The organism is Paenibacillus sp. VTT E-133291 (genome assembly GCF_002264395.1).
GTDB classification, from domain to species: Bacteria; Bacillota; Bacilli; order Paenibacillales; family Paenibacillaceae; genus Paenibacillus_AQ; species Paenibacillus_AQ nitricinens.
This window is the reverse complement of record NZ_NFVA01000005.1, coordinates 1-17,952: the sequence shown is the minus strand read 5'-3', so window position 1 is coordinate 17,952 and position 17,952 is coordinate 1. Positions and strand designations below refer to the sequence as shown.

Sequence of the window (17,952 nt, the reverse complement as noted above, 5' to 3'; positions counted from 1 at the left end):
CGGGAGGTCGTTTCTATGAAAATCGTCATTGTAGATGATCATCCTCTAGTTAGAAGAGGGCTGGCATCCGTTATTTCGATGCAACCAAATGTGAAGTTTGCTGGAGAGGCGACGAACGGCCAAGAAGCGCTTCTTGTGATTGAGGAGACGCAGCCTGACCTTGTACTCATTGATCTTAAATTAGCGGATGAATCAGGACTTGATGTCATCAAGACGGCACGTGCTCGAGGTATCGTTAGTAAGTTTATTCTGCTGACATCCTCTGCAAGCAGAGAGGATTTTCTGAAAGCTGAGGAAGTACTGGTAGACGGATATGTACTAAAAGAGGCATTGCCAGAAGAGTTACTATTTGCTATCCAGTTGGTCTATAAAGGAAGAAAGTATTATGATCCTGGTCTGATGGAAGATAAGATGCGAATGAGTGGAAGCAGTCCAACAGATGAATTGACCCCTAAAGAGAAGGAAGTCTTAATCGAGCTGGGACAGGGCGCTTGCAACAGAGAAATTGCCTCACGTCTTTTTATTAGTGAATTTACAGTGAAAAAGCATGTCAGTCAGATTTTAGCGAAATTACAGGTGGCAGATCGTACACAGGCAGCGCTTTACGCAAATGCTGTTGGATTGACCAAATATGAAATGTCATATGAGTGAAAGCTGAAATGCTTTATAAGCAGCATCGTACATAAACACGGACAGGATGTCCGTGTTTTTTTTTGCGTCAAAACTTAAATTAGCCCTAAATATGGCACTAAAGTATACCTCACCCCCCTCTTAAGGAGTACAACATCTTACTCCAAAGTGAAGAGGAAAGTAATGGTATGAGCCATGTGGCGAATGGTGTGGATTGATAGAATTAAAGCAACAACTGAAACTTTCATGAATGCTTTCAGAATGTAATTTTAGCGGAAGGAGGGTTACTGTGGAAAAGACGATTCTGGATTACATTAACCTGATTAAAAAAAGGTTTTGGCTCATCATGGTGTTCGTTTTGATCTCCTGTGCTACGACTTACTACGTTAGTAAAAACTTCGTTGAACCCGTCTATTCCGCTTCCGGACAGCTGCTTGTCAACAACATTGCCAAGGCTCCCGAGAGCAACAATCTTAATGATTTGAGCTTTAGCCTGAATTTAATTGAGAGTTACAAGGAAATTATGAAATCACCGACCATCATGAAAAACGTAATAGAAAATCACCCGGAGTTTGGTCTGACGGCTGATGAACTAAGTCAGAAGCTTGAGATTAAAACTTCAGAGAAGAGCCAGGTAATCAACCTAAATGTTCAGGATGAAGACTACAACAAAGCTGCCGGGATCGTAAATGCGGTTTCGCAGACATTCATTCGTGAATTGCCATCGCTGATGAGGGTTGACAATGTTACCTTGCTGACACCGGCCGATCCAACTGATGTTCCAGGGCCCTCGAACGGCGGGTTTGCGATGAATCTCATCATCAGCTTTGTTGTATCGCTTATGGCTGCCCTAGGAATTATTTTGCTTATGGAAACACTTAACGGCACATTAAGGTCTGAAAAGGAAGCGGAATATGACCTTGGTCTTCCGGTAATTGCTTCAATCGCAACCATTCGTAAACGCGATTTGGGTAAGGCGGCAGGCGGGAACACAAGGGTGAAGGAGGGTGCTTATGTTACGGCTAAATAAGAGTCTGATTACTGATGCTAATCCATCCTCGCATATCTCGGAATCGTTTCGTTCGCTACGCACATATATACGCCAGCTTGGAATAACGCAGGGTAGCGGAGGAAAAGTGCTGCTCTTTACGTCAGCAGAAGCTGGAGCAGGCAAGACGACAATCTTGTCGAATCTCGCGGTTTCTTTCGTCCAGGATGGCAAGAAGGTAGCAGTGGTGGACTGCAATCTGCGACATCCCGGTCTTCATACAGTGTTTGAAATAGAGGGCAGTGACGGGCTTGCGGCTTATTTAAGTGGGCCAGAGGAAGCGGATAACATCGCTGTCCTCGGAAATCTGGCCAATCTCTCGGTTATCCCGGCGGGTAAAACGCATGTTAGTCCGCCGGATTTGCTAGGTAACCTTAAAATGACCGCTTTGCTTGAGGAACTAAAAGAAAACTACGATCTGATCCTGCTGGATTCTCCTTCGGCAGTCGATTTCAGTGATGCTCGTATATTGGCACCTCAAACGGACGGCGTGATCCTGGTGGCCAGATACGGAAAGTCCAAACGGGAATCGATTCGTAAAGCGAAGACACTGCTTGAACAGACCGGCTCTAATCTAATCGGAATTGCCATGAACCAGGCGAAGTAAACGTTTATGCTTTCGAAGTGAGTTTTGCTCGAAGTGAAATCATTGTAGCTAATGCTTACAAAACTTAAGTTTATGCTTTCGATGTGAGTTTTGATCGAAGTGAAATCATTGTAGCTAATGCTTACAAAACTTTTAGGAGGTAAAGTGCGATGAAAAAAGTGAAAAAAGTAATCATACCCGCGGCAGGACTAGGTACTCGCTTTCTTCCTGCAACGAAAGCCATGCCTAAAGAAATGCTTCCGATTATCAATAAACCAACCATTCAATACATTGTTGAGGAAGCTATTGCTTCCGGTATTGAAGATATCATCATTGTTACTGGTAAAGGTAAAAGAGCCATTGAGGATCATTTTGACAATGCGTTTGAGCTGGAGTCTAGACTTCTGGAAGATGGAAAGCTGGATCTGCTAAAAGAGGTTCAGCGTTCAGCCAAGGTAGAAATCCACTATATTCGCCAGAAAGAACCAAAGGGTCTGGGGCATGCCGTATGGTGTGCAAGACGGTTTATCGGTGATGAGCCATTCGGTGTCATGTTAGGCGATGATATCGTCACAGGAGCCGTACCTTGTCTTAAGCAGCTGATCGATCAATATGAAGAAACACAAAACTCGGTGATTGGAGTTCAAGAGATTCCTGATGAATTCACGAATCGTTACGGTATTATTGAACCGGATTTGCAGGACGGTAAATTGTATCGGGTTAACAATTTTGTAGAGAAGCCGCCACTAGGTACGGCACCATCCAATCTGGCAATCATGGGACGTTATGTGTTTACTCCGAAGATCTTTAAGTATCTCGATCTGATGGAAGAAGGTGCTGGCGGAGAGATCCAATTGACAGATGCCATTCAGAAGCTGAATCAGAGCGAACGGGTATATGCCTATAATTTTGACGGAACAAGATATGATGTCGGTGAGCGGCTTGGATATATTTTAACAACACTTGAATTTGCACTGCAGAGCGAAGATTTACGCTATCCGGTGATGGATGCAATGTCGGAATGGCTGAATAAAATGGGACAAACCAGCTTGAGTAGTTAAGTTGAGTTCGCAAAATTTTAGATGAGGAGGATGAGCATGCAAAAACTGCCGGAAGACTACGAGGCGGTCCTGCCGAAACTTTACATGCTGCATACCGATGAGAGAAGGAAAGAAGCGGAGTCCTATTTGATAATGAAACGGATGATCGATATCTTTTTTTCCGCTCTTGGTCTTCTCGTGTTAATGCCATTATTTGTTGTCGTGGCGATTCTGATCAAGCTGGAGGATCCGAAAGGAAAGGTGTTCTTTCGGCAAAACCGGGTTGGGAAGAATGAAAAGCAGTTCCCGATGTATAAGTTCAGATCCATGGTTAGTAACGCTGAAGAGTTAAAAGAAAACCTGATGGCTTATAACGAAGTGAGCGGTGCCATGTTCAAGATTAAGAACGATCCGCGGATCACACAGATAGGGAGATTCCTGCGCAAGACGAGCATCGATGAGCTGCCTCAGCTGTGGAATGTGCTAATAGGTCAAATGAGTCTGGTCGGTCCTCGTCCTCCGCTGCCAGAAGAGGTGGCTCAGTATACGGAATATGACAAACAGCGTTTGACGGTTACACCAGGTTGTACCGGATATTGGCAAGTGAATGCCCGAAACAGTGTCGGTTTCGACGAAATGGTACAGCTGGATTTAACCTACATCCATATTCGGAGCACCATGCTGGATCTAAAAATCATTGCTAAAACCGGACTGATGTTACTCGGTTCAAAAGATGCTTATTAATAATGTGGAAATTAGGTGAATGCCGATGCGTGAATACGGAGACGTTCCTAAGCTTTCCATTATCATCTGTACCTACAACAGAGCACCTTTATTGATCAAGACGCTTCAGTCACTTTTAAAGCTGGATCACTTAGAACAGGCGGAGATCATTGTTGTGGATAACTGTTCCAAGGATGATACAGAAGCGTGCGTCAAAAAGTTTATAGGAAAGCATGGAGCTGATGTGGATATCCGCTACATGATGGAGCCTATGCAGGGGCTTTCAGCGGCTAGAAATACAGGGATTCTGGCCTCCAAATCACCGCTGATTGCCTTTCTCGATGATGATGCGATACCTTGCCAGCGATGGATTACAACGATTGTCAGTACTTTCGAGAGTAAACCGGAGGTCATGGCTATGGGAGGCAAAATCGCGCCTATATTCGAAAGTAAACGTCCGGACTGGTTGATTAAACCCTTTGAGCTTCCGTACACCATTGTTGATTTAGGTAACCGGATTAAGGAATATCCCAAGCAGCTTCATCCTTGTGGGGCCAATATGGCGATGCGGAAGCTCGTATTCGACATCAGTCTTTTTCCCCTAGATCTGGGAAGAAAGGGTGATTCTCTACTCTCAGGTGAAGAGACCTGGTTATTCGGACAGATTCAAAAAGAGGGACATTCCATCCTCTATCATCCGGAAATGGCGGTTGACCATTTCGTTCCGGCAGCTCGGTTGACGGAAGACTGGATTATGAGGCGCTATTATAGCCAAGGTATCTCTAACGCTATGAAAAGCGAAGGGTTAAAAGGCAAGCTAATTCTAGTGGGAAAGACAGCTGCTAAGCTCGTGTATATCCTGGCTGATTCTATTCTCTCAAGAAGCAAAGGAAGAAGGCTTTTGAACAAATGCAGGCTGGAGAGTATTCGTGGAACGCTTCATATGATTCTTAATCGGGAGAGGCATTCCGCAGCGGGGTGAGGGATTAACATGACTAATTTTGAGTGGGGCTCCAAATTAAATGTTTTGCCATACGGGATGCTCTATCTCATGTCGGCCCTGTTCTTTGGAACGGCGGTCATCTACCAGCCGATGATTGCGATAGCTGCCGTGCTTCTGATTATATTGCTGGGAATCTCGATTTCACGGCCTGAACTGATCAGTTATTTCGTTCTCATCACGACGGCAATATCGATTAACTTTTTATATGATGGCAGCATGTTCGGAATGGAGATATTGTCACTTTATAAATTGGTAATCGTGATGCTGCTTGTTCCTTGTATTCTGGTCAATGGTTTGCGGTTTCGTCTGAGTCACCCCCTGTGGGCAATGGTAGCACTGCTGGTGATTACCTTTGGATCTTCGATCTGGCTGCCGGAAATGACCTCATCCATTGCAGTTAAAGCTTTTATCGGTCTATCAATTCCATTCGTATTTTTACTTATCAACTGGAAAAAGGATGTAGCCGAGCTGCAAATCAAGATTATCTGTATGCTTCCCTTTGTTAGTGTAGTGGTTGGTTTGTTGCTGCAGCTTGCGCATGTTCATAATTTTCTCAACATCGAGTATACAGGCGCTGTACGGATTCAGGGAGCTAATATTCCTTCGCATCTAGCGATGCTGGCCTTTATGGGAGTCGCGATTCCATTTATAGAGGTGAAGCGGAATCCGCAGCATGCACGCTTTTTCTATATCATGTTAGTTCTAAATTTCTTTATCTTGATTGGAACAGGAACAAGAGGACCTATATTGGCACTTGGACTTACCGTACTCTATTACTTCTATGATATTCTTCGCCAATATTTGAAGGGCAGAACCTATCTGCTAATTCCGTTAATGGGTGCATTTTTCCTGATTATGGTCGCCGTCTTCTGGCAGCTCGATAATTTTGAGAAACGTTCCTTTGAGAGACAGACAGATACGGCTGTTGATTTATCAGGAAGGTCAGAGGCATGGGAGTATTTCTTAAACAAGGCTGCGGACTCTCCTTGGTCTGGTAGAGGGCTTGGAGCAGTGACGGTAGCAAATGATGGATCATTGTATAAGGGTTTTGTAGTTCCGCATAACGAGTATATCCGCTTTTACTTCGATGGGGGATATATTGGCTCTATTCTGTTGATGTTCTCTTTATTGGCTGTATTTATTCTGGTGTACAGAGCATTGGCTCCGCCGATCAAACCTTATTATCTGTTATTTATTGCAGCGTTTTTAATCTACTCATTCTCCGATAACACGCTGTCGACGGTCCAATTTATTATTCCGTTCTGTTGGTACCTGAACTGCCTGTATCGATCTTCACAGCCAACCGATTCCCCACAAAAAGAAGTGATACGATGAATCAAGTGAATATGTTCGATGTCAATTTTGATAACTATGATTTTATGGATTTGCTTGATTACATTGATAAAACCATTCAGGAGAGGAATCAGTCATATATCCTCACTTGCAATGTAGATCATGTGATCAAGCTTCGTAAGGATAAAGAATTTCAAACGGTATATTCGAAGGCAGGCGCAGTTGTTGCTGATGGAATGCCACTGATCTGGGCATCCAAAATGCTAGGCAAGCCGCTTAAGCAGAAGGTATCCGGTGCGGATCTATTTAATCGATTGGGCAACGCCTTTGAGCAAAGGAAGTACCGGCTGTTCTTCTTAGGCTCAGCTGAAGGCGTGGCGGAACGGGCAGCGATGAATTTGAAAACAGCGCATCCCGGAATAAATGTAGTTGGCTGTTATTCTCCATCCTATGGATTCGAGCACAATGAGGAAGAGAATGAACGCATTATAGAAATGCTGACAGAGTGCCAGCCAGATATCGTGTTTGTTGGTGTAGGAGCTCCTAAGCAAGAAAAGTGGATTTACCGCCACTATACCTCTTATCAAGCTCCGATATCGATCGGAGTGGGAGCGACCTTTGATTTTCTGTCAGGCTCAGTGAAACGAGCGCCTAGCTTCATGCAAAAAACAGGGTTCGAATGGTTCTGGCGGCTTAGCCAGGAGCCGGGCCGGCTCTGGAAAAGGTATCTTGTGGACGATGCACAATTTCTACTTTTATTACTTAAGGAACTGCGTAAGCGGGATAAGGTGAAGGAAGGAGGCTTGGAATGAGTGTATTTACGCCCCCATCACTTAGGTTTATCAAGACAGCTGGAGTACTAGGGGGAGCTGCGGCTATAGGTGTCTCTCTTCCGCTGATCATCGGCTTCTCCAGTGCGATGCTGAGTTCATCGAACAGTCTGCAGGGAGCCATTCTCTCAGCTATCCTATTTCCAGCTTTCTTGCTAGCCATACTTAGACCGAAAATGCTGGTTGCTTATACCTTGTTAATCTGGGCTGTCGCTCCAGAGCTGCGCCGCATTGCTGACTGGTCAGAAGGAGTCTATCACTCTGTATCACTGCTAAGTTTAGCCCCCTTGTTAACCGGCGTAACCTTAATTATTCCGCTGCTGAGGGAGATTCACAATATTCAAAAAGCCTCTACGCGGATCATGCTGCTGTTCGCAGTTGCGCTAGGTTATGGAGCTTTAATTGGCTTGGCCAAGAACGGCATGGGCTCAGTTTATGACTTAGCGAATTATATTGTGCCCCTGCTGCTATTGCCGTACTTTGCCGTTACAAAGTTCAAGCCGAAGGATATCGACCGGCTGCTTACCGCTTTTGCCAATATTGCGGTCCTGGTTGCCATTTATGGGATTGTTCAGTATTTGACAGTGCCACCTTGGGATGTGTTCTGGATGAAACATGCGGATATGATGTCCATCGGAAATCCATATCCATTGGAAATCCGAGTGTTCTCTACGCTGAATTCGCCCGGACCAGCTGCAACATTCTTAGCGTTTGCTTTAGTTCCGATGATACTGGAGAAAAAATGGCGGGGAACATTGCGTTGGATCGGCGTTCTGCTAGTTGTAATCTGCCTGCTGACTACTTTAGTACGAGCGGCATGGCTGATTCTACTGGTGATGCTGCTCATGTACATTGGAACCTCTCCCTCTAAGGGAAAGTGGAAAACCTTGATCCAATTAGTTTTTGTGGCTGCGGCGTTGTTCTGGGTTGTGCCGAAATTGCCTGGCGCCGAAGGACTGGTTGCTCGGGTAGAGACGCTTTCTTCTGTTCAGGAAGATCACTCTTATAATGAACGGCTAAGCTTATGGCAAAACATGCTGCCGATGGTCGCCGCCAATCCAGTAGGTCAGGGAATTGGCAGTGTCGGCCAAGGGACTAAGCTTGGCAACGGCGGCGAGCTTGGAGAATACGGAATTATGGATAACGGAGTTATCGCTTTACTGCTTACCTTTGGTGTTCTGGGTGCTGTTTTCTTCTTCGGAGCTTTAGGCGCAGTTGTCAAACAGATATTTGCTAGAGTAATCAGCAAGGACAAATTGCAGCCATACGCCCGACTTGCGTTAGCTACTTGGACTGGTGCGATTGTCAGTCTGGTTTCAGATAATGGGTTTCCCGGACTCAAGGGATACTTAATCTGGATGCTGATCGGTCTTGGCCTCAGCGCAAGGGAGATTACTCAAAGTAGAAGGAAGGGAACACCGTATGCAGCAGTTGAATGCAAAATCTCTCCCCACTAGAACAATCTGGTCATCCTTTAGACTGTTCGCCAAAAGTAAGGACAACAGCTCGGCAGCCGTAAAAACTATGTTTGTCAGTGTAATGATCTTACTGATTAACATGTTAACGGGTGTACTGACTGCCCGTTATCTTGGACCGGCAGGACGTGGGGAACAGACGGCAATGATTAACTGGTCACAGTTTCTGGCGTTCAGCATGAGCTTTGGTATTCCGTCAGCTCTGATCTATAACGCTAAGAAAAATCCGGAGGATGCCGGAGTGCTTTATCGAATGGCCTTGCTGCTCGGTATTATTTTCGGGGTCATAGCCATGATTATAGGTATCGTGGTCTTGCCCTATTGGCTGAAATCCTTCAGTCCGGAGGTTGTGAGCTTTGCCCAGTGGTCAATGATTCTGTGTCCAATTATAGTAATCTCTCAAATTAACAATGCAGCCTTTCAATTCAGAGGAGAATACAAGAGGTTTAATTGGATTCGTTATCTAGTCCCGTTGCTTACACTGACGATAATCGGAATATTGATCGCACTGGATCAGATGAATCCTTTTACAACTGCAGTAGCCTATCTCCTTCCAGGAGCCCCGGTGTTTATTGGAATGATGATTTCCTTGCTGCGCACCTATAAGGTGAAGATGAAAGGAGCCTTTCAGAATTTAAAAAGATTGTTCACTTATGGGCTAGGTTCTTACGGCAATGATTTGCTTGGTAATTTCTCTTACTATATCGATCAGATTGTGATTGCCGGCCTGTTAAGACCTGCTGATTTGGGGCTGTATGTAGTGGCAGTGAGTCTGTCACGGATGGTTAATTTTTTCTCAAGCTCGATTACCATCGTACTCTTTCCCAAGGCTTCTGAGTTGTCAAAAGAACAGGCGGTAGAGCTAACATTCAAAGCCTTTCGAATTAGCACGACCTTCACCATGCTTGGCGGAGTAGTCCTGATGCTCTTAGCCCCTTTAGTGATTCCGCTGATGTACGGCAAAGATTTCAACGCGGCATTAACTGTGTTTCGCTTATTGCTTCTTGAAGTGACCATTAGCGGAGGGACGATCATTCTGGCGCAGGCCTTTATGGCGCTAGGCAAGCCAAAAGTTGTTTCGATGCTTCAAGGTTTCGGCTTACTCTTGGTTATCCCGATGTTGTTCCTGCTCATCCCTAAATTTGGCTTGCTCGGAGCAGGGATAGCGATGTTGTCATCAGCAATCCTGCGATTCTTCTTCATTGTTCTCAATATAAAGTACACCTTAAAAGTTAAACTTCCCCGGCTGCTCATTACCCGGGAGGACATTCAGTGGATGAAGACGACGATGAATTCTTACATTCGCAAGAAACCTATGGATATGAATGGATAATGCGAAAGATAAAGGAGGAAACCTTCATGGATTCAGTAAAAAGCGTGGTAGGCGGCCAAGGCAATTATCCAATATCGGCTGTCATCATCGCTCAGGATGACGAAGTTCGAATATCTAAGGCCATACAATCCTGCAGGTTATTCGCCGACGAGGTGGTTGTGATTGACGGAGGCAGCAAAGACGGGACAGTACAGCTTTCTGAAAGCTTGAATTGTCGTGTGTACGTCAACCCTTGGCCCGGATATGCGAAACAGAGGGAGTTCGGAGTAGAACGCGCGGTTCATGATTGGGTCTTCCTTATTGATACTGACGAAGTGGTCAGCGACGAATTGGCCGCAAGTATTCTTGAACTGAAACCGGGGCTTATGGATCAATCGGTTGCCTATTCTATCTACAGGATCGGTGATTTTATGGGCCGATGGCTGGATCGTGGCGAATATCTAGTGCGACTTTACAACCGCAAAGCGTATGGAATTCGAAATAGCTTGGTGCACGAGATGCCCGAGGTCTCTGAAGAGCGAACCATACGTTTGACAGGAACCCTCTGGCATTATGGTTACCGCAGTATTAACGATCATGTGGCACGTTTCAATAAGTACACTGACTTGGAAGCTGAAAGTGCGTATGCCAAGGGCAAACGATTTCGGGTCAGTCATCTGCTGTTAAGGCCACCAGCCCGTTTCCTGCAAAAGTATTTCTTACACGGGTTGTTCAAGAAGGGAATGTCAGGTTTCGGTGTATCCGTATTCTGGGTCATGTATGAATTCATGGTCGGCTTCAAGCATTACGAATTAATTAGATCGGGAAAGCTGACTCTGCACAATGCGAAGACGAGTCAGACCGAGAAAGAGAATAAAGGAGAGAGAAGCTATGCCGTACAGTGACGGATTGAACATTATGACGACAGGCCTTAGCTGGCCGTCGCTACAGCCGGGTGGGCTTAACACGTATTTCAAATCCGTTTGCGAGCAGCTCTCCTCACGTAATCGGGTGCATGCGCTGATTTGTAGTCAAGAAACGCCTGCTACCCCTGAGGAATTGATTATTCACAATGCAGGAGATCCAAAAGATGGGATCTGGAAACGTAAGGATGCCTTCCAGCGTAAGGCGGCCGATCTGATGGGGGAGGGCAGTGGCCGTATAGATATTTTATACACTCACTTTGCTCCTTATGGTATTGGTCCAGCCCTGGAAGCAAAGAAACGCGGGATTCCTGTAGTGATGACTTTTCATGGCCCATGGAATGAAGAAATGAAAATCGAAGGCCAAGGCATTAAGCACCGGGTCAAAACAACCATCGCCAAATCCATTGAACATAGAGCCTATAAACTAGCGGATAAATTCATCGTGCTTAGTGAGACGTTCCGCGATATTCTCCATAAGCTTCACGGAGTGCCACTACACAAAATTATAGTGATTCCAGGAGCAGCTAATGTGGAACGTTTTATTCCCGCTACGAATCGCTTGGCGATTCGTCGAACCTTGAATTTACCTGAGGGAGCAACAACCGTATTGACTGTCCGGCGGTTGGTCAATCGGATGGGACTACTCCAGCTGCTCGAAGCCTGGAAGCAAGTTGCGGAGCGTTTCCCGAATGCGATTCTGCTGATTGGTGGTAAAGGGCCGCTGCGAGGGGAATTGGAAGAAAAGATCGCCGACTATGGCTTAAGCAACAAGGTAAGACTGCTAGGCTACATTCCCGATCATGAACTAGCCTCTTATTATCAGGCAGCGGACCTGTTCGTGGTTCCCTCACAGGCATTGGAGGGCTTTGGTTTAATTACTGTTGAAGCCTTATCTTCAGGATTGCCAGTGATGGCTACGCCGATTGGCGGCAATAGGGAAATTTTGCAAGGCTTCCGGCCGGAATTGCTATTTAAGAGCTCAAGTAGTGATCACATGGCCGAAGGCATGATCCATATGCTTAGCAATCGAAAGCTGCTTCCGAGCCGGGATGAATGTAGAGAGCATGTACTGAAGAGATATACCTGGGAGCAAGTTACGGATCAAATAGAATCTGTGTTCCTGCAAGCTTTAGGAGAGGAGGTGACCACGTAATGCTTAGAGTGGCCTATATAGATCACACTGCTAAATGGAGTGGTGGAGAAGTTGCCCTGTTTAACATCCTTACTCATATTGGAGAACAGATTGATCCACTTGTAATCCTGGCTGAGGATGGTGCACTGGCTGAACGGCTGCGTGAAAAGGGGATGGATGTCCGTATTATTCCGCTGGATGAGAGCATCAGAAGTCGTGGTAGAAATGCCGTCAACTTGGGAGCACCTGCTGCAGCCTTTAAGCTATTGGCTTATGGTCGAAAGCTTGCGCCGCTCTTAAAAGCGGAGAAGGTAGATTGCGTGCACACCAATTCTCTGAAATCTGCATTATACGGGGCCATCGCTGCAAAAATAGCGGGCGTTCCATTGATATGGCACATCCGGGATCATATTGGTGCCCCTTATTTAAAGCCGATCGTTGCCAAAGGAATTCGTTTGCTGTCGCGTCTGCTCCCCAATGGAGTCATTGCGAATTCACATTCTACGCTGAATGCTTTGGAGCTGCCACGTTCGAAAAAAACGCTGGTCGTATACTCTGCTTTCGCTAAAGCGATTGGTAATGGGATCGGCATACGGGACCAGAAAGCTTTTAACGTATTGCTAGTTGGCCGATTAGCGCATTGGAAAGGTCAGCATATTGTGCTGGAAGCCGCAAAAAGCTTTAAGAACGAACCTCGTGTAAAGTTCTGGCTAGCCGGAGACGCGCTGTTTGGAGAAGAGGCTTATAAGCAGGAATTGCTTCAAAAGATAAAAAACGACGAGCTTACGAATGTAAGCATGCTAGGGCATGTAGATGATATTCAAGGCCTTATGAATACTGCTGATTTACTGATTCACACTTCGGTAACTCCTGAGCCTTTTGGCCAAGTTATCGTTGAAGGAATGGCAGCGGGATTACCGGTGATCGCCTCCAATGAAGGCGGGCCGGTAGAAATTGTAGTTCAAGGTGAGACGGGACTACTGATAGAGCCTGGTGACGCGGTGATACTAGCAGACTCCATTAAATGGATGCTAGATCACCCAGAGGAAAGACGGCGGATGGCGGACAATGGGATGAAACGAGTGAAAGAGCATTTTGTTATCGAGAATACGGTCAAGGACATCGTTGACTACTATAAAGGTTTGTTGGCGGGCACCTGACAGATGAGATGACGCGGTAATTCTGAAGATGATGCTCCATAAAACTTTGAGGATGATTCACATGAAAATTGCGATAGCGCACGATTACTTAATCCAAATGGGCGGCGCGGAAAGAGTGGTGGAAGTCTTTCATCACATGTATCCCGAGGCTCCAATCTACACAACGGTTTTTAACGGAAGCCGCCTTACTGACAATCTCAAAGATGCGGATATCCGTGCCTCCTGGCTGCAAAAGATTCCGGGGGTAAAGACCAATTTTAAAGGGGTGCTGCCACTTTATCCAATGGCCATCCGTGATTTGGACTTTCGCGGTTTCGATATCGTCCTGAGTTCCAGCAGTGCTTTTATGAAAAGTATTCAAGTTCCTAAACACACGTTTCATCTTTGTTACTGCCATACGCCTATGCGCTTCGCATGGGATTATGACACCTACATGGAACGTCAGTCGAATTCCGGGCTATTCAAAAAAATGCTTAAGGTATACATGCAGCAGCTCAAAACGTGGGACCAGCGGACTTCCAAAAATGTGAATCAGTTCGTAGCCAATTCTTCAGTTGTGAAGACGAGGATTCAGAATTATTATCACCGGGATGCCGATGTCATATTTCCACCGATTAATACTGCCCGGTTTACAAGCTCTTCTACCATTGGTGACTATTATTTAATAGTATCTCGGCTTGTTTCCTACAAGCGGATTGATCTGGCAGTGGAGGCTTTTAACCGCAACGGTCTTAAGCTTTATATCGTGGGAGATGGACCGGATCGCAAGCGTCTCGAAGGCATGGCTAAGGATAATGTATCGTTTCTGGGCCGGCTAGAAGATGAGCAAGTGACTGGAATGATGGCACAGTGTCGGGCATTTATTTTTCCAGGAGAAGAGGACTTTGGAATTACACCGCTGGAAGCGAACGCGGCCGGAAGACCAGTAATCGCTTATCAAGCAGGCGGGGCACTAGATACTATTATTCCTTATGTAAATGGTGTGTTCTTTCAGCATCAAGAAGTGGAGGATCTGCTTAAGGCTATTTATGAGGTAGAGTCCTACGCTTGGGATATTGATCAAATTATGGAGCATGCACGTAAATTCGATGAGCAGGCGTTCATGGTTAAGTTCAAGCAGTATGTTGAGCAGGCCTACGTCAATTTTCTAAAAGGAGGATGATTGTATGAAGCTGACAGTAATCGGGACTGGGTATGTGGGTCTTGTATCTGGCGTATGCTTTGCACTGAGCGGACATCATGTCATCTGTGTGGATAAGGACGAGGAAAAGATAAAGAAGCTGAAACAGATGGAATCGCCCATTTATGAGCCGGGAATTGAGGAAATGATTGAACTGAATCTTCGAGAGGAACGGTTATCTTTTTCTGCGGATCTTCAGGACTCGGTGCGGCGGTCAGATATCATCATTCTTGCTGTAGGTACGCCATCGCTGCCTAATGGTGAAGCAGACTTAACCTACATTGAGGGTGCAGCTGCTGAAATCGCTAAAGCGATGGAGGGGTACAAAATTATAATGACTAAATCTACAGTACCCGTAGGGACAAATGAAAAAATCTCCCAAATGCTCTCTAAGTATACCCATCATTCTTTTGATATCGTGTCAGCACCTGAGTTTTTACGTGAAGGGTCAGCGATTCGCGATACCCTCCATCCCGATAGAATTGTTATTGGCCTTGATAATCCAGAGCTGGAACAAACCATGCGCGAGCTTCATAAGGGTTTCACAGAAAATGTATTTGTAACAGATATACGCAGTGCTGAAATGATCAAATATGCTTCGAATGCATTTTTGGCCACAAAGATCTCCTTTATTAATGAGATCGCCAATATTTGTGAAAAAGTGGGAGCTGATGTAACCGAGGTAGCTGAAGGAATGGGTATGGACCAAAGAATCGGGTCATCCTTCCTGCAGGCTGGTATCGGTTATGGAGGCTCCTGTTTCCCGAAAGACACTAATGCGCTCATTCAAATCGCGGGCAACGTCGATTACGAATTCAAATTATTGAAATCTGTAGTCGAAGTGAACAAGGGACAACGATTTATGATCATCTCCAAGCTGCATGAATCACTTGGCAGCCTGCACGGTTCGACGATTGGGATATGGGGGCTTGCCTTTAAGCCTAATACTGATGATGTCCGCGAAGCTCCAGCCAGAGAGATTGTTGAGGCACTGGTGGCTGAAGGGGCAACAGTCAAACTATATGATCCAATCGCAGCTCCTAATTTCAGGCAGCAATATGATCATCCACAGCTTCGCTGGTGCCATCTGCCAGAGGAAGCGGCCGAGGGCAGCGATGCCGTATGTCTTTTGACCGATTGGAGCCTGCTCAAGGACATTGATCTGCATCAGCTGGCGAAAAGCATGCGTAATGGGGTGCTGATCGATGGGCGGAATGTGTATTCCAAGGAGCAAATCGAGGGTACCGGCCTCGTTTATCATTCTGTCGGCCGCCCGCAGATGGGTGGATTGAGCGGTTATTCTGCTAGTGTGGCTGGAGCGGTTTAATCTAAGTTATATAGATTGAACTTGTGATTTTTCTATTTAGGGATGAGGCGTGACTCCATAGAATGTTTGGACTTCCGGCCGCTGTTGTCTGCAGATTTCCTGATTTTAACCGCTAATAGCGGTAGAAATCCGCAGACAAAGGCGGACGCTATCGCTCCTCCAGTTCCAAAATTCTCCTTCGCCACTTCGTTCCCTTATCTTAAGTTTCTAAGCAATTTATAAAGTTAGAGTACTCTGATTGTATTTCGCAGTGGTACTTGTAGTTGTCATTGTCATTGTCATTGTCTCCGTGGTGGCAACTAGTCTTGCTCTTTTAGTTGCAGTTCTTCTTGCAGTTGCTGTTGCTGCCTCCCCCGGAGCAGAAGCAAATCTTTAGAAAAACGTGCTCGCTTCCGGCTGGTACAGCCCGGTGCGCACGGATCAGTATTAAAAAGTAGTGGGTTAGGTTAAGAACGGAAAGGGAATTTGGAACTGTAGAAACGGAGTGTTCGCCCGAAAGATTTCCGTAGGAAAGCTAGCTTCGAAAGCATATGCTATCCTCGGATTTCTACCGCTGGCGGCGGTTCAAATCAGGAAATCTGAGGATAACAGCGATCGGAAGTCCAAAATCCCTTGGAGTGGTTCATACCTAATAAATTTTTTTAATGCATCCGCTCGAAATAAGGCTAAGCGGAAGCTGACGTTTTGATAACAATTCAATTATGCTCGATTTCCATAATTCAAGGAGGGTTCATTCTATGAAAATGGTACTTCTATCAGGCGGCTCAGGTAAACGGTTATGGCCGTTGTCCAACGACTCACGTTCAAAGCAATTTCTAAAGGTACTTGAAAGCCCTCAAGGTGAACCGGAATCCATGGTACAACGTGTCTGGAGACAGCTGGAGGAAGCAGGGATGGCAGAATCATCTTATCTGGCCACCGGCCGCGGCCAAGTAGAAATGATACAAAGCCAACTGGGAAGTCATGTGCCGATTATCGTTGAACCGGAGCGTAGGGATACTTTTCCGGCCATCGCCTTAACAGCTACCTATCTTTATTCGGTTGCAGGTGTTTCTCCAGCGGAGACGATAGCCATTTTGCCTGTTGATCCTTATGTAGAAGCATCCTTTTTCGATACCATAGCTATGCTTGAGGGGACCATGCTGGAAAGCGGAGCAAATCTGGCACTAATGGGTGTTGTTCCTGAACATGCCTCAGAGAAATACGGATATATCATTCCTACCACTGAAGAGGCGGGGGGGAATGGTTTTATGAAGGTGAGTCACTTTCAAGAGAAACCAGACCGCATACAAGCAGAACAGCTCATCGAACAAAATGCATTGTGGAATTGCGGAGTGTTTGCCTTCCGTTTAGGCTACTTGTTAGATATTTTGCAGCGTAAAGGGTTGCCTTTAGGATATGAAGAATTGCAGAAGCAGTATAAGCTATTGTCTTCCATCAGCTTTGATTATGAAGTGGTGGAGAAAGAAGAACATATTGTGGTGCAGCCTTATGATGGATTCTGGAAGGATCTTGGAACTTGGAATACGCTGACAGAGGAAATGAGCAGCAAGCATGTAGGAAAAGGTTTTGTGACGGCGGATTCTGAGGGGACTTGCTTGATTAATGAGCTGGATATTCCGATTACGGTAATTGGTGCGAAGGATCTGATCATCGCGGCTAGCCCGGATGGTATTCTGGTTACCCATAAAGCGGAGAGCCCACGGATTAAAGAAGTGCTGAAGACCTTTGAACAGAGACCGATGTATGAGGAACGCCGCTGGGGTCATTACAAAGTTATTGATTATGTGAAATACGACGAGGGTAATGAAGTGCTGACCAAACGGATTTTTATATCCGAGGGGAATAATATCAGCTATCAATTACATCGCAAGCGTAGTGAAATTTGGACAATCGTCAGCGGCGAAGCAAGTATTGTGCTGAATGAGAAGAAACATAATGTGAAGGCTGGGGACGTGGTACGTATCCCGGAAGGAACGAAGCACGCGATCCTTGCTTTGACGGATGTTGAGTTTATAGAGGTACAGACGGGTTCTGAGTTAGTAGAAGAAGATAATATTCGTATTACTTTAGACTGGAATGATATAGAACTACAACAATTCATTTCATAGGTCTAACCTATCTATTTAACCAATCTGAAATTTCTTTAAACAGGTAAATTGACTCAATTATCAAAAAAAGTCATAAAAACACTAAATATATCATTAATTGTCGTCGATACTTACGGTAAGAGAGATTATTTCTCTTAAATTGAAAAGGCAAACCTATCGAAAGGTAGGGACGCAAA

Annotated in this window: 17 protein-coding genes and 1 riboswitch; all 17 genes read left to right on the top strand. The window is 45.5% G+C overall.

The window, feature by feature from the left end; all coding sequences use genetic code 11:
• Nucleotides 1-15: 15 nt before the first annotated feature.
• The 17 genes from CA598_RS03605 (at nucleotide 16) to CA598_RS03530 (ending at nucleotide 17,776) form a co-directional block, all read left to right on the top strand.
• A complete protein-coding gene (locus CA598_RS03605) occupies nucleotides 16-651 on the top strand; it encodes a response regulator (RefSeq protein ID WP_094871545.1) in 636 nt (211 codons plus the stop codon).
• A 268-nt stretch (nucleotides 652-919) separates the two neighbouring features.
• Nucleotides 920-1,660 carry a YveK family protein gene (locus CA598_RS03600; protein ID WP_094875424.1) on the top strand — a complete coding sequence of 247 codons (741 nt, stop codon included), beginning with the start codon at nucleotides 920-922 and terminating at the stop codon, nucleotides 1,658-1,660.
• Nucleotides 1,644-2,285, top strand: coding sequence for a CpsD/CapB family tyrosine-protein kinase (locus tag CA598_RS03595; protein ID WP_094871549.1), 642 nt, complete (start codon nucleotides 1,644-1,646; stop codon nucleotides 2,283-2,285). The genes CA598_RS03600 and CA598_RS03595 overlap by 17 nt, the downstream gene beginning before the upstream one ends.
• A gap of 149 nt (nucleotides 2,286-2,434) precedes the next feature.
• Nucleotides 2,435-3,325, top strand: coding sequence for a UTP--glucose-1-phosphate uridylyltransferase GalU (galU, locus tag CA598_RS03590; protein WP_036676615.1), 891 nt, complete (start codon nucleotides 2,435-2,437; stop codon nucleotides 3,323-3,325).
• Nucleotides 3,326-3,355: 30 nt separating this feature from the next.
• Entirely contained in the window at nucleotides 3,356-4,048 is a 693-nt protein-coding gene (locus tag CA598_RS03585) for a sugar transferase (RefSeq protein ID WP_042124430.1), read from the top strand.
• A gap of 25 nt (nucleotides 4,049-4,073) precedes the next feature.
• Nucleotides 4,074-5,009, top strand: a complete 936-nt coding sequence (locus tag CA598_RS03580; protein ID WP_094871551.1) for a glycosyltransferase — start codon at nucleotides 4,074-4,076, stop codon at nucleotides 5,007-5,009.
• Nucleotides 5,010-5,018: 9 nt separating this feature from the next.
• Nucleotides 5,019-6,365 (top strand): O-antigen ligase family protein, encoded by a 1,347-nt coding sequence (locus CA598_RS03575; protein ID WP_094875423.1) that lies wholly within the window; start codon nucleotides 5,019-5,021, stop codon nucleotides 6,363-6,365.
• Nucleotides 6,362-7,135, top strand: coding sequence for a WecB/TagA/CpsF family glycosyltransferase (locus CA598_RS03570; RefSeq protein ID WP_042124436.1), 774 nt, complete (start codon nucleotides 6,362-6,364; stop codon nucleotides 7,133-7,135). Before CA598_RS03575 ends, CA598_RS03570 begins: the two co-directional genes overlap by 4 nt.
• Nucleotides 7,132-8,610: an O-antigen ligase family protein gene (locus CA598_RS03565; protein WP_094875422.1), complete on the top strand. Its 1,479-nt coding sequence runs from the start codon at nucleotides 7,132-7,134 to the stop codon at nucleotides 8,608-8,610. The genes CA598_RS03570 and CA598_RS03565 overlap by 4 nt, the downstream gene beginning before the upstream one ends.
• Complete coding sequence (locus tag CA598_RS03560) at nucleotides 8,576-9,961, top strand: oligosaccharide flippase family protein (protein WP_094871555.1); 1,386 nt, start codon at nucleotides 8,576-8,578, stop codon at nucleotides 9,959-9,961. Before CA598_RS03565 ends, CA598_RS03560 begins: the two co-directional genes overlap by 35 nt.
• Before the next feature lie 26 nt (nucleotides 9,962-9,987).
• On the top strand, nucleotides 9,988-10,845 hold the full coding sequence (locus tag CA598_RS03555; RefSeq protein WP_094871557.1) for a glycosyltransferase family 2 protein: 858 nt from the start codon (nucleotides 9,988-9,990) through the stop codon (nucleotides 10,843-10,845).
• A complete protein-coding gene (locus tag CA598_RS03550) occupies nucleotides 10,832-12,019 on the top strand; it encodes a glycosyltransferase family 4 protein (protein WP_094871559.1) in 1,188 nt (395 codons plus the stop codon). Before CA598_RS03555 ends, CA598_RS03550 begins: the two co-directional genes overlap by 14 nt.
• On the top strand, nucleotides 12,019-13,158 hold the full coding sequence (locus CA598_RS03545; protein WP_094871560.1) for a glycosyltransferase family 4 protein: 1,140 nt from the start codon (nucleotides 12,019-12,021) through the stop codon (nucleotides 13,156-13,158). The genes CA598_RS03550 and CA598_RS03545 overlap by 1 nt, the downstream gene beginning before the upstream one ends.
• Before the next feature lie 61 nt (nucleotides 13,159-13,219).
• Nucleotides 13,220-14,320, top strand: coding sequence for a glycosyltransferase (locus tag CA598_RS03540; protein WP_036676592.1), 1,101 nt, complete (start codon nucleotides 13,220-13,222; stop codon nucleotides 14,318-14,320).
• 4 nt (nucleotides 14,321-14,324) lie between these two features.
• Nucleotides 14,325-15,665, top strand: coding sequence for a UDP-glucose dehydrogenase family protein (locus tag CA598_RS03535; protein WP_094871563.1), 1,341 nt, complete (start codon nucleotides 14,325-14,327; stop codon nucleotides 15,663-15,665).
• Between the two features lie 238 nt (nucleotides 15,666-15,903).
• A complete protein-coding gene (locus CA598_RS32110) occupies nucleotides 15,904-16,041 on the top strand; it encodes a hypothetical protein (protein WP_179283578.1) in 138 nt (45 codons plus the stop codon).
• A gap of 361 nt (nucleotides 16,042-16,402) precedes the next feature.
• Entirely contained in the window at nucleotides 16,403-17,776 is a 1,374-nt protein-coding gene (locus CA598_RS03530) for a sugar phosphate nucleotidyltransferase (protein ID WP_060625067.1), read from the top strand.
• Nucleotides 17,777-17,912: 136 nt separating this feature from the next.
• Nucleotides 17,913-17,952, top strand: a riboswitch (cyclic di-GMP riboswitch). This riboswitch is flagged as partial in the annotation.